The organism is Tolypothrix bouteillei VB521301 (genome assembly GCF_000760695.4).
In the GTDB taxonomy this organism is placed as follows: Bacteria; Cyanobacteriota; Cyanobacteriia; order Cyanobacteriales; family Nostocaceae; genus Scytonema; species Scytonema bouteillei_A.
This window is the reverse complement of sequence record NZ_JHEG04000001.1, coordinates 7,030,478-7,043,815: the sequence shown is the minus strand read 5'-3', so window position 1 is coordinate 7,043,815 and position 13,338 is coordinate 7,030,478. Positions and strand designations below refer to the sequence as shown.

Genomic DNA, 13,338 nt, shown 5'->3' with positions numbered 1-13,338 from the left:
CAGATAGCGGTTTTTCACGCCCATAAAATCCTAAATATCGCACTCTAACATCTTTGCTCTTACGCCCTGAACAGTACCAGGGTAGTGAACCAGATCCCTCAATGCAGCGCCAGAAAATTTCTCTTCCTCTAATTCTAACGCAACCTTGTCAAAAATCAATTCCCAAGATATGCATTTAGAGGGCAACCACTAGCAAATTGCCCTCTCCAAGATTATACCGCTAAAACCAGCCGATTGCGGTGAACGTGAAGCAGATGAAATTCTGCACCTGCTACTTGTTCTAGGATAGACAGAATTTGCTCCGGACGCAACACTGTTCCATCTTGGCGACAACTGCCTACATAACGTAGAACGACTGCGGATTGTTCTTGATGTTTAAAACAGCTTTGGACATTAGTTGAGGTCAGACTTGATGGCTCTACTATTTCCAACTCTCTCAAGCGATCGCGCAGATTTACTAACTGTGTCTTACCAGACTTGGTTGTGTGTTCCCACAAAATTTCATCTTTTGCTTTTATTGTATCAATCCAACCTTGCCATTGTACAGGAACCACTTCTCCATTGGAACAAGCTACAGTCATCAAATACTCTGCTGCTTCCAACAGTTGACTGGCTGCTGGTGCTTTTAAATCCAGTTGTTCCACCTTATATAAAGGAGTATCTGGTGGCAAGGCTGCGGCTAGCTTTTGCCGGAAATCCTCCAATTCGATTGGTGTAGTTAGATCGAAATCCACAATTTCACCGCTGCTAGTTGCTCCTAAAGATAAAGCACTGGCAATAGCGATACGAGGATGTGGGTGGAATCCACCTGTAAAAGAAATTGGTAATCCCGCTCTTCGCAAAGCCCGATCGAACAAGCGCAATAGATCCAAATGACTGACTAAAGCCATGTTACCCAGTTTACCAAACCAAACACGCAATCTTTGTGCTTTTGTTTTGTTGGGTACAAACTCCCCAGCAAATTTAGGAATCTCTGGTGGCGAAATCACTATATTGTGACCAAAATCAGTACTGCAAACCCCACAATGAGAACAGCCTTCAAAAGAGCAATCCGGTACTGTAGCTGCTTGTAGAGCGCGTTGTAAATCTTCCTTGAGCCATTTTTTATCGATACCTGTATCGAGATGGTCCCAAGGGAGGGGTCGGTCTAGAGCATGGGACAAGGTAGACAAAGGAGAAAGTTCTACCGGATCTTCCTTGTCCTCCTTGTCTCCTTCTTCCCCTGTGTGTTCAACTCCAAACAAATTCCATTCACCGTTTTCAACCAGGCGGTATTTCCAATCCAAACCTGCTTCTGCGATCGCAGTTCCCCATGCGCTGTATGCTTTTTCTATATTCTCGTACCAAGAGTCCATTCCAGCACCTAGTTCCCAAGCACGACGGACCACACGAGCAAGGGTGCGATCGCCTCGTCCTACAAAATCTTCCATTGCTGAAATCCGGACATCGGTGAAATTCACCTTCACTCCTTTCATACGGCGAAATGCTTGCCGCAATAAGCCTTGCTTGCGTTTAAACTCTGCTGTTGAAACTGAGTGCCACTGAAAAGGAGTATGGGGTTTGGGCGTAAAATTAGAAATTGTTAAGTTTAACGACAGAGGTTTTCTCCGATTTGCCCGACACTCTTGTTGCAACCAGCTTACTGTTTCCGCAATACCCAAAACATCAGCATCAGTTTCTCCGGGTAAGCCAATCATAAAGTACAGCTTAATTTTGTCCCAACCTTTTTCCCAAGCCGTTTTTACACCTCGCAACAGTTCTTCATTTGTCAATCCTTTATTGACAATATCGCGCATCCGTTGCGTACCAGCTTCTGGTGCAAAAGTCAATCCCCCTTGTCTTGTACCACCCAAGATATTGGCAATATTTTCATCAAATCTGTCTACTCGTTGGCTTGGTAAAGAAAGAGTTATGTTCTCATTTTTGAGACGGTTCTTAATTTCCATCCCTACAGCTGGCAGAGACAAATAATCAGAACAACTGAGAGATAGCAAGGAAAATTCATTATAACCCGTCTGCCGCATTCCTTGCTCAATTGCTTCAACCACGCGCTCCGGTTCTACATCTCGCGCCGGTCTAGTCAGCATTCCCGGTTGACAAAAGCGACAGCCACGGGTACAACCGCGACGTATTTCAATTGTCAGGCGATCGTGGACTGGTTGGATGTAGGGAACCAAGCCAATGGAGTAGGCGGGTATGGGAGTTGCGACTCGGCGCAAGATTTTTTTGGGAACATCCGGGCGGTTGGGATGAACCGAACCGTCCTCCGCCATATCGTAAAACTGAGGAACGTACACGCCCGGTATTTGTGCTAACTCCAGCAATAACTCTGTACGATTGAGCCCTGCTTTCTTACCTTCTTCCAAAATCAAACCAATTTCTGGTAGAAGTTCTTCACCATCCCCCAATGCAACAAAATCAAAGAAATCAGCATAGGGTTCGGGATTGGACGTCGCCGTTTGTCCACCCGCGAAGATTAAAGGATAAGACAAGGGAGAGGGGGGAGATAAGGTATAACTGTCTTCCTTGTCCCCCTTGTCTTCCTTGTCCCCTAGTCCCCTATCCCCAGTCCCTTCCATACGTTCCCGCCAAGTTAAAGGAATACCAGCTAAATCCAACATCTCCAAAATGTTGGTTACCCCTAACTCATAACTGAGGCTAAATCCTAAAATGTCAAATTCGCTCAACGCTCGCTTGGATTCCACCGCAAACAACGGTGTGTTTGTTGCTCTTAACTTCGCCGCTAAGTCCGTTCCTGGTAGATACGAACGATCGCATAACTGGCGCGGCTGGGTATTAAGAATGTTATAGAGAATAACATGCCCTAGATTTGCGGCACCAACTTCATAGACTTCTGGGTAGGTAAGTACCCAGCGTACTACTGCGGAGTCCCAAGGCTTATGAACTGCTAAGAGCTCGTTACCTAGGTAACGAGCTGGCTTTAATATATCCGGTGAGATTAACTTTTCAAATGCAACAGCCACTGTGCTATCTTCGAGCTACCTTATAATACAGATACTCCCCTCCAACCTTAGCATTGATTCGGTGTTTGGTGGCGAGCCGCTCGTTTTATTTTCCTAATTTCAGGCACACAACAGTGCTGGTTCCCCTACAGACTCGCAAGTGGCTTCAAATTCTGCCTCGCGTACAGATTCACAAGTGGCTTCAAATTCTGCCTCGCAATCAAACATTTCAAAAACTGTATCGAGTTGTGTCAGTTCAAAAATCATTCTTAATGGAGCAGGGACGCAGCAGAGGCTAAAACGCTTTCTCTTGGTTTGAGCCAATTTCAGTGCAGACACCAATGCCATCAACCCAGAGCAATCTAAAGATTCTACATATTGTAAATCTAACAGTAAGACAGAAATATCTTCTTTTACTAGGGTAGTCCTCAGGTCTTTATCTAACTCTAGAGCTTTTGAGCCGCTTAAACTACCTTGTGGGCGAATAACTGCAATTTTTGGATAATCTATTAACAACATTGTGACATCCTATGTTTGGTTCATGAAATTTTAAAGATAGATGTATTTGACCATAATCTTTTTTTCCTCACATCGACCATTTGTCCTACGCCTCTTTGCTGAATCTTTATTGCCACAGCCGTTCTCTTTAAAGATTGTCTCAAATTCACAAAAAACTGTATTTAAATATACATTCAAGGGAACTCATTCTAAGATTCTGGATATAAGTTTAATAAAGAAAAAATGGTTTTACTTGCTTTGTAGAGAAAGACTCATGTAAGCTATGATTCTAAGACCATTTCGAGATTTAAAATGAGAAAACTTATAAGTTTTGTATACATTTTTTTCACTATGTCTTTTGGCTTTCCAGCAAACTCAATGTTAAAAAAAGCTGTGATCTAGGTCACAAAAAAGCGGGGTTTGCGATCGCTTTTTATACAAAATCTTCTCGTGGAGAATAACAATTTAGGATATTACGCTTATTTTTGTATGAAAACCAGATATTCTATTCGTCTCTTGGTAGAAAAAGCTCTTGATATCAAAAAACTAACTCCTGAAATAGAAAACGAAATTAACTGGGAGTTAACGCAGACGGGATATATTTCCGATATAGACTATGAAGCATTAGAATTACTTATGGCAGAGATGGATGCTGGGCGCATTCAGTTAGTTCCAAGCATTTCTTAACAGCGATTGAGAACCAGTCTTCGATCGATAAAAATTGGGACGGGTAACAATTTATATTTCTTTGCCTGCTGACTTTATATTAGCTTCAACCTACTTATTACCTTTATTAAAAAATATTCCTAAAGTCCCCCTTAAAACGGGGGATTTGGGTGTCTCTGCAAAACTTTGATACAGCACTAAAAATATTTCACATACCCTCTAAGACTATTACTATCGATCGAAAAGAAAATATATTTCTGATTAACTACTGACTGTAATGGCGTAAACTGTGAGAACAATGCTTTTCCAGTTCATAAAGTAGTCCGTAACAGTTGCCATGCAGCTTGCCAAACGCTTAGAAAAAATTCCCCATTACCTATTTGCCCAGATCGATCGCAAGGAAGCGAAACTTGTTTCCCAGGGTATTGACGTCATCAATTTAGCAAAAGGCGATCCAGATAAACCCACACTTGCTCGCGTTGTTAGGGCAATGCATGATGCAATCGATAACCCTTCTAGCCACGCCTATCCACCTTATCAAGGAACCAAAGATTTTCGTGAAGCAGCCGCTCGGTGGATGGAACGTAGATTCAAAGTGGAAGATCTAGATCCCAACTCGGAAATAATATCTTCTGTTGGTTCCAAGGAATCCATCCACAATCTGTTCTTAGCATTCGTAGAAGAAGGAGACCACACCCTGATTCCTGACCCAGGCTATCCAGTATATCGGACATCTACAATTTTCGTGGGTGGCGAACCATATGCCATGCCTCTAAAGGCAGAAAATAATTTTTTACCCGATTTAACTTCTATCCCGGAAGAAATAGCCCATAAGAGTAAGCTGTTATGGGTAAATTACCCTAACAATCCCACAGGTGCGATCGCGACTTTAGAATTTTTCGAGGAACTAGTTACATTTTGTAAACAGTACGATATTTTGTTATGTCACGACCACGCATACTCAGAAATTGCCTACGACAATTACAAACCGCCAAGCGTACTGCAAATTCCTGGAGCAAAAGATATAGCAATTGAGTTTCACAGTTTGTCTAAGTCTTACAACATGGCTGGTTGGCGCATTGGATTTGTAGCAGGAAACGCTAAAGCTGTTGGTGCTTTAAAACAGGTCAAGAGTAATATCGATTCTGGAGTGTTTAGAGCAATTCAAATGAGTGCGATCGCAGCTTTTTGTGCGAGTGAAGAAGAACTCAAGTCTGTTTCAGCAGTTTATCAAAACCGACGCGAAATTCTCGTTCAAGGATTGCGATCGTTAGGTTGGTCTATTGAAGCACCCAAAGCAACCCTGTATTTTTGGGTTCCCGTTCCTCAAGGATATTCCTCTACAGAATTTGTCACACTACTCCTTGACAAATGCGGCATTATTGTTGCGCCTGGTATAGGTTATGGCGAATCGGGAGAAGGTTTTTTCCGCATAGCCCTGACTCTCCCTGAAGAACGCATCGAAGAAGCCCTTCAACGGATGCGTGATGCGGGAATCAGGTATGAATTATAAATTATGAATTATGAATTATGAATAAGAAAATTTCATAATTCATAATTTATAATTCATAATTCCTTTGCGATCGCCAAATTTGGTGAAGAAATTGATTGAGTTGGTGTTTGGCGACGGTTTCATGTCCGGGTTTGGGTTCCTTAGCCAAAACCTGACTTAACAAACCAATAACTTCTACGTCCAAAGCAGGTTGAAATAAACCCACAGACCAGAGTAAGTCAGATGCATCCCGCAAGTCAGCGATCGCAGGGGAGTCTTCTTGGGTAAAGGTAACCAACAGTAAAGGACGCACCCAACATAACTGACGAGAGGTTACCACTTGAATAACTTCTGCGTACAACTTCTTGTTACCGTGCTCTAAAGACACAATTTGACCGGGTTGAAAGTTCGGGCGATCGTCCATGTTTCAGCTTGGGCGGGAAAAACTGACCCCTAGCCCCTATTTTCATACATACCAAAAAATTCAAAATGCAAAAAATTAAACACTTGTTGCATAGCTATGTTATAGAATAGATTAACAAGTGTTAAGTCATCATTTCAATAACTTTCGTTGTACTAATCCTGTAAAAGAAGAGCAAAGAGCCGTGTCTGTCGAAACCCTAGAAAAGCGTTCAACATCGCGCAAGCTAGCGCCTCGATATAAAGTTTTGCTCCATAACGACGAATACAACCCTATGGAGTATGTAGTCCAAGTTCTACTGACTACTGTGCCGAATCTGACTCAGCCTCAGGCTGTTAGTATCATGATGGAAGCACATACAAATGGTCTTGCTTTGGTCATTACCTGCGCCCAAGAACATGCGGAGTTCTATTGTGAAACGTTGAAAAATCATGGTTTAACCAGCACAATAGAACCTGAAGAGTAGAAGACAACAGTTGTTGAAAACAGAAATTCACCGTTTGTCTCAACGCCCCGCCCCTATTAGGCTGGGTTGTTTTGTGCTGTGTTTGCTAATCCTGTGGTTGCCTCTAGCTGCTCCATTTTATTTGTATGTACGCGACACTAACCTAGTCAGCATTGTGACAATGGTGTTGCTGTATGTCGAATTTATGATTTTAACCAAGCTATGGGGCAAGCACGTTTACAATGAGTCTCAGGTACTGCGGCGCTATGGCTTGGAGTTTACACGCCAGAATGGTGTAGAACTGTTGCGTGGATTGGCTATCGGTTTTATTTGTGTTTTAGTTTTATTTGGAATAGAAGGCATTTTAGGTTGGCTGGTTTGGCAACAACCCGAAGTTTTTTTATTGAAAATTGTTTTAGAAGGTTTAATTGTAGGCTTGGCGGTAGGGTTCGCTGAAGAACTCCTGTTTCGAGGCTGGTTGCTTGATGAGTTGCAACGGAACTACAGCCCAAACGTAAGTCTTTGGGTAAATGCAGTTTTATTTGCTGTATCGCATTTTATTAAACCTTTGGAAGCAATTATTCACTCATTTCCTCAATTTCCTGCTTTAGTTCTCTTAGGGTTAACGCAGGTATGGAGTAAGCGCTGGTGTAGGGGACGCCTTGGTCTAGCAATGGGTTTGCATGGGGGTTTGGCTTGGGGGTACTACATTATTAATGTTGGGAATTTAATGACTTATTCCGGACAAGTACCGGACTGGGTAACTGGTGTGAATAGGAATCCTTTGGCTGGAATCATGGGGTTGTTATTTATGGCTGTTCTGGCATTATTTATACGGGGACGCGCTGGTAAGTTGGGTGAAGCGTCAAAGCTCTCAACCAGGAGCGTTAAAAACCAAAATTAAGACAAGGGAGTAGAACGGGGAAGAAGATCGTTTCCCCTAACCCCTAATCCCTATTTTCAAAGGAATCTCAATAATAAACTCTGTACCCTGACCTACTGTTGAAATACAGCGCAATTCACCTTGGTGTTTCTCAATAATTTGATGACTAATGGCTAAGCCCAACCCCGTACCTTTACCAACAGGTTTAGTGGTGAAGAAGGGATCGAAGATCCGTGGCTTGAATGTTTCCGGAATGCCAACCCCATTGTCAGCAATATAAATTGCGACTTTTTCACCCTCTCGTAATTCAGTACGAATTTGAATCTGAGGTAAGAAATTTTCACTTGCTTGTTTTGCTCTTTCAATTTTTTGTTCTACAGCATCTATAGCATTGACAAGCAAGTTCATAAATACCTGATTTAATTGACTGGCATAACATCTAATAGGAGGTAAGCGATCGTAAATTTTAATCAGTTGAATTTCCTTGCGTTGTGATGTTTGTTGCAGTCGGTGTTGCAATATGAAGAGCGTGCTATCTAAACCTTGATGAATATTGACAGTTTTGATAATAGCTTCATCTAATCGGGAAAAAGTTCTTAGAGAAACAACAATATCATGAATGCGCTCAATTCCAAATTTCATTGAAGACATGACTTTTGGTAAGTCCTGTTTGATAAAATCTAAATCGAATTTTTCTAACAAATCTTCAATTTCTGGGTTTGGTTTGAGATTATAATATTGTTGATACTTCTCAATAAGACTCAGCAAATTTTTACTATACTCATTTACGTAATTAAGATTACCACAAAGAAAATTAACAGGGTTGTTAATTTCATGAGCAATACCTGCCACTAATTGCCCCAAGCTAGACATTTTCTCTGTTTGAACCAATTGGCTTTGGGTACGTTTTAGCTGTTCTATCGCTTCTTGGAGTTCTACCGCTTTTTGACGTTCTCTCGCTTCACTTTCACGCAATGCATTTTCTACTTGTTTGCGTTCAACTACTTCTTGTAATAATTGATCGAGTACCTGTTGAAGTTCGATTGTCCGCCGAAGTAATGCGGATTCTGCTTGCTGTCGGCGTTTGTCATTGCGGTGGGCGGCTATGACGTTGCTACAGGTTAGCAAAAATGGTTCTAAGTAGGTTATCAAAGATTTACCGTAACCACCGGGACGGTTAGCGATTCCCACCATACCCAGTAATTGCTTTTCTTTCATGAAAAAGGGCAAGCCTAAAAACGCCTTTAAAGGTGGATGCTCTTCCAGTGTTCCTCCCCTATTGGGGTCGGTAGTGAGATGGTTGGCAATCACGGGTTGACCCGTAACCAAGATTTCTCCAAAGAAGGTTTTGAGATTGTAAAATTCCATCCCCTTTGGGGTATTTTCTTCATAAAAAGCTCTTGTTTCATCATTCCCAGTATTGTTGGTAATGGTGTAAGTCCTGAGATAGGGCTGACCTCGGACTTTCATGTGTGCTTCCAACTCAGGTTGACCGTTATCTGTATAAACAACTTCTCCAATAAAGCCGTATTCACTTTCTGTGAGTTCTAAAAGATTGTCTAGTAAATTGTCAAACAGAATGCGTGGATTGGCGTCAACTATAAACTGAGACTGAGCGACAGTTAGGGCTTTTAGCAAGTTATGGCTTGCTTCTAGCTGTTCTAGTGTATCTTCTGGCGATCGCAGAGCATATTTTGTGCCCGATTCTGCTTCACACAGTCCGCCAGTTTCACTCTCCAAGCCGCTTTCAGCGTCACTTCGCGAACAAAATCCCCGAATTTGATTTGAATTTTCTGAGGATATCATTTTTTTTGATAGATGCTTAAGTATTATTTGTGTTATGTTGGATTGATAACATTATATTTGAGAATTTAATACAGTATTATCACGTAGAAATCATGAAGTCTTCTTAGAGATTTCAATGTCACTAAGCGTGGAGCACGGGTTGTTGTTAATCGGTAACACGACGGTAAATTGAGTTCCTTGACCGGGTAAGGAATTCACCTCAACTTCCCCGCCGTGTCTTTCTACAACGATTTCACGGACAAGCGCCAACCCCAGCCCAGTTCCCTTACCTACAGCTTTAGTTGTATAAAGGTAGTCGAAGATACGCTGTTTAACTTCCTCAGTCATACCAATACCGTTATCGGTAATACGGATTCTCACGCGATCGCTATCTAACTGCAAGGTTTGAATCGCAATACGATTGGGATTGGCTGAAATATCGGCAAAACTGCGCCCTTGATTTGATTCTTCCAAGGCGTCGATCGCATTTGCTAGAAGATTCATAAAAACCTGATTAAGTTGTCCTGGGAAACAATGAATTACTGGTAATTCGCTATACTCAGTAATAACTTCAATTATCGGGCGATCGTCGTTAGCTTTTAATCGATGTTTGAGAATCAGCAGCGTACTCTCAAGCCCTTCATGGATATTAAAGGGGACTTTGTAATCCTTATCAGCGCGGGAGAAGGTGCGTAAGCTGGTGCTAATACTGTGAAGGCGCTTGATACCAATTTGCATGGAACTTAACAGTTTGGGCAGATCTTCCCGTAAATACTGGAGGTCAACAGCCTTAATTTCAGACTCGATGGAGACGTTGGGATGGGGATATTCTTGCTGATAAAGGTCAAGCAACCTCAACAAATCCTTCACATAGTCTTGTGCTGGCTGTAGATTCCCCAATAAAAAACCAACAGGATTGTTAATTTCGTGAGCAACACCCGTGACAAGGTTACCTAAAGCTGACATTTTTTCCTTTTGCACGAGTTGCATCTGGGTTTGCTGGAGGTTCTTTAAAGCTTGCTCTAATTTTTCTGCTTGGTGTCTGAGAGTAATTTCTACTAAATGCCGTTCAATTGCAATTCGTGCTAAATATGTTGCTTTTTCAAGGAGTGCGCGATCGTGGTTAGTTGGTTTGTAGCGGAAGGGATGGTACATTGCAAAAGTTGCCAGCACGTGTCCGTCTGCTGAGAGAATGGGTGTAGACCAACACGCTTTCAAACCATAGTCCAAAGCAATTTGAAATTTTGCCCACAACGGATCTGTGGCAATGTCTTCTACAATGACCGAAGCTTTATGGTAAGCAGCAGTACCGCAGGAACCTACCATTGGTCCAATTTCGATACCATCAATCTTTGCATTATATTCTGCGGGCAAACTGGGTGCTGCACCGTGGCGCAACCGTTTGCCATCTTCAACAAATAAAAAGGAACAAAAGACTGTCTGTTTTGAGCGCGATTCAATTAACAGGGCTAACTCCTCTAAAACAGTTCCCAATGGCTTTCCCTGAGCAATGGATGCTAGGATTTGATGCTGTCCATCGGATAAGGCTAGTGTCTCTTCTAATTGTTGGGCATATTCTTGTAACTCTTGGTAACGCTCGAGAACAGTTTTAAAATCCAACGTGTCTGAAGCACCACCGTCAAAGCTTGTTGCTTTATAGTCCCCAGAAGAAGTATTGGTAAGACTCTCTGTTTCAGCCAATTTAAAAGGCAATTGTTCTGTGATGGTTACATCTACTGCTACATTCACGTTCATACTGACTTCTTCTCCAAACATTGGCTTATAACAGTCAGTATGCCTTGTACGTGTAAGACATAACACAGTATAATTACTTGATAGTGTTAAGCAACAAATTTTTATTAGGTGGGCAGTGCCCACTGATATCTCACTGCGAACACTGCCTACCTTACTCTTCTGTCACTGTTCCTGCCAAACACGCCCTGTCTAAATTAATACCACTCAAATTAGCACCATCTAATTCAGCACAGAGTAAGTTTGCGCCTGTGAGATTTGCCCCCGCAAGATTTGCCCCTCGCAAATCAGCTTCTTCTAAATTTGCCTCACTTAACAAAGCTCCTTGTAAATCTGCACGGCTTAAATCTGCGCCTTTAAGATTTGCCCCAGTTAAATTCGCACCACGCAAATCGGCACCGCGAAAGTCAACACCTTGTAAGTTAACATTCATTAAATTAGCCCCACTTAAAAAAGCACCAGCACAAGATACCTCACTCAATCTCGCGCCCATTAAGTTAGCACCCCGGAAGTTACCACCTCGCAAGTCAGCTTCTGTTAAATCTGCTTGCATTAAATTTGCTCCCATAAGGTTTGCTCGCAAGTCAGCTTGTACCAGAATTGCGCCCATCAAATTAGCGCCTTCTAAATGTCCGCCCTCAAGTTTGGAACTTGTGAAATTTACGCCAACAAGGTTTGCACCAGCAAGATTAATGCGGTTTAAATCGAGATTTGATAAATCTTCGTCTTCTAAAGAAGCACCAGGCAAGTGTTTGAGTTGTCCCAATCGAATTTCTTCTATGTTCATAGAGATGATTGCAAAAAAGAAGATGAAGAATCAGTTGCTAAATGGATGAAGCCTCCTCAATGAATTAAGGAGGTTAACTTCATACTTTATACTTTATACTTCACACTTTAGCCCCTAGCTTGATTTTTTTGCGAATTTCCTGAATGTTCCAGTTGGTCAATTTTGCAAGAGTTTGGGCTTCCCTTTCAAAACGTTTCGGCAAAGACTGTTTGTATTGTCTACCACTTTCACAGTTCATTTCCCCTGTAAAAGGATGCTGCAAAATGTATCGTCCTTGGAAAGATTCGCGGTTCGAGGTTTCTTGAAACATTAAGTCTTCTGGGAATTTATTTCGGGTATAACGCACGTGCAGACGGGTTATAAAAACATTATCGGACACAATCGGAGGGCGCACCACTCTAGGACGGGGTACCGGTCTGTTCTCTGGAGAGACATCATCGAGCCAAAATACGCCTGCTTGCTTGAGTTCTTCACGGTTGAGAGGATCGGCAGAACAAGGATCGCAATTGCTCATGTCCCAAGCATATTCTAAAAAAGCGACTTTTTTATCTTCTCGCGTGTAGGCAGTTTGGAACATGGATTGGTAAAACTTACCAAATTCTTGTTTCACAAATAGAGGGATATTTGCATCCGAGGGGATTTTCACAGTTCGGTAATTTGTAACTTCAGCTTGTCCTTTAGGCGATAAAATATAGACAATTAAATCTTGCTCGTTGGTTGAATTAATCATTCCCAACCGAATGGGCAGCATAAATTTAGGCGATTGGTAAGAAATTTGCAACGGACGCAAAAACTGATATCCTGTTTCTTCAAATTTATCTAGGTTGACTTTGGCAACAAAAAACTTCATTTTTTGACGGATGTAAGGTTGAAGTAATTGTTTTGCTCCTTTAGGGATTTTGTAGCCGTTACGATTCAACCAAGTTTCCAATCCGCCTGATTCTTTAGCACTCAGAATCACAATGTCGTATTCACCAACATTAAAGCGGGCTTCGACAGTTACACCCAAACTGTCATTCCGCTCTCTCCTTGCAGAACCTGCACTTCTAGCTATTGGTGCTGGTAAAGCATCCATAGCTTCTGGGTAATTTTGCTCGCAAGGGTTAGAGTCAAAATACTCTACCAATCGCGGCGCACTAAAAGCATCCAAACGTTCGAGAATTTTGGGGAGAGCAACTCGAACTTGGTCTTTTTTAACTACAGTAGGTACGGGTACGACAACTGCAAAATCTTTGACTTCCCCTTGATAGTCATTTGCCATCGTGAGAACAGTCCGATCGCCACTTCGAGCGATCGCAACTTGTGAAGCTTTGTTATACAGTTTACTATCAGCCTTAGCAACATAAAATCCACAAAAAGCCCAAGCGGGAGATACAAAGCAAATAGCAAGTGTAACTGTTAGTAGTAATGAAATGATGAATTGATATAGTTTCATGTATTTGGTCAGTTATTAGTTGTTAGTTCTTACTAGCAATTAGCCATTAGCAATTAGCCATTAGCAATTAGCCATTAGCCCTTCGGGTTCGCCCTTCGGGTTCGCCCTTCGGGTTCGCCAGTCCCCTACGGCGGGAAACCCGCCTGCAGGGCTGGTCTCACCAGTCCCCTACGGCGGGAAACCCGCCTACAGGGCTGGTCTCACCATTAGC

General features: G+C 42.2%; 11 protein-coding genes. 4 read left to right on the top strand and 7 right to left on the bottom strand.

What is annotated here, in order from left to right; translation table 11 throughout:
- Positions 1-212: 212 nt before the first annotated feature.
- Together HC643_RS28695 and HC643_RS28690 are read right to left on the bottom strand one after the other, a co-directional pair.
- The gene (locus HC643_RS28695; protein ID WP_038075853.1) at positions 213-2,984 is read right to left on the bottom strand and encodes a TIGR03936 family radical SAM-associated protein; all 2,772 of its coding nucleotides are present in this window, start codon (positions 2,982-2,984) and stop codon (positions 213-215) included.
- Between the two features lie 99 nt (positions 2,985-3,083).
- Entirely contained in the window at positions 3,084-3,482 is a 399-nt protein-coding gene (locus HC643_RS28690) for an STAS domain-containing protein (protein WP_050046760.1), read from the bottom strand.
- A gap of 468 nt (positions 3,483-3,950) precedes the next feature.
- Between HC643_RS28690 and HC643_RS28685 the strand changes: the two genes are divergently transcribed.
- Entirely contained in the window at positions 3,951-4,148 is a 198-nt protein-coding gene (locus tag HC643_RS28685; RefSeq protein WP_038076116.1) for a hypothetical protein, read from the top strand.
- A 316-nt stretch (positions 4,149-4,464) separates the two neighbouring features.
- Positions 4,465-5,640, top strand: coding sequence for an LL-diaminopimelate aminotransferase (locus HC643_RS28680; protein WP_038075852.1), 1,176 nt, complete (start codon positions 4,465-4,467; stop codon positions 5,638-5,640).
- Between the two features lie 46 nt (positions 5,641-5,686).
- Here HC643_RS28680 and HC643_RS28675 read toward each other — a convergent pair whose 3' ends face one another.
- A complete protein-coding gene (locus tag HC643_RS28675) occupies positions 5,687-6,043 on the bottom strand; it encodes a hypothetical protein (protein ID WP_038075848.1) in 357 nt (118 codons plus the stop codon).
- A gap of 181 nt (positions 6,044-6,224) precedes the next feature.
- On the opposite strand from HC643_RS28675, the gene clpS reads away from it, so the two are divergent.
- Complete coding sequence (gene clpS / locus HC643_RS28670; RefSeq protein WP_038075846.1) at positions 6,225-6,506, top strand: ATP-dependent Clp protease adapter ClpS; 282 nt, start codon at positions 6,225-6,227, stop codon at positions 6,504-6,506.
- A 10-nt stretch (positions 6,507-6,516) separates the two neighbouring features.
- Entirely contained in the window at positions 6,517-7,389 is an 873-nt protein-coding gene (locus HC643_RS28665; protein ID WP_408019901.1) for a CPBP family intramembrane glutamic endopeptidase, read from the top strand.
- Between the two features lie 36 nt (positions 7,390-7,425).
- On the opposite strand, the gene HC643_RS28660 is transcribed toward HC643_RS28665, so the two are convergent.
- The 4 genes from HC643_RS28660 to HC643_RS28640 all read right to left on the bottom strand — a co-directional run bounded on the left by HC643_RS28660 (position 7,426) and on the right by HC643_RS28640 (position 13,127).
- Positions 7,426-9,174 carry an ATP-binding protein gene (locus tag HC643_RS28660; RefSeq protein WP_237265959.1) on the bottom strand — a complete coding sequence of 583 codons (1,749 nt, stop codon included), beginning with the start codon at positions 9,172-9,174 and terminating at the stop codon, positions 7,426-7,428.
- A gap of 90 nt (positions 9,175-9,264) precedes the next feature.
- The gene (locus HC643_RS42205) at positions 9,265-10,908 is read right to left on the bottom strand and encodes a sensor histidine kinase (protein WP_202048666.1); all 1,644 of its coding nucleotides are present in this window, start codon (positions 10,906-10,908) and stop codon (positions 9,265-9,267) included.
- A 151-nt stretch (positions 10,909-11,059) separates the two neighbouring features.
- Positions 11,060-11,692: a pentapeptide repeat-containing protein gene (locus tag HC643_RS28645; protein WP_038075843.1), complete on the bottom strand. Its 633-nt coding sequence runs from the start codon at positions 11,690-11,692 to the stop codon at positions 11,060-11,062.
- Positions 11,693-11,792: 100 nt separating this feature from the next.
- Positions 11,793-13,127, bottom strand: coding sequence for a DUF2330 domain-containing protein (locus HC643_RS28640; RefSeq protein WP_038076102.1), 1,335 nt, complete (start codon positions 13,125-13,127; stop codon positions 11,793-11,795).
- Between the last annotated feature and the right edge of the window lie 211 nt (positions 13,128-13,338).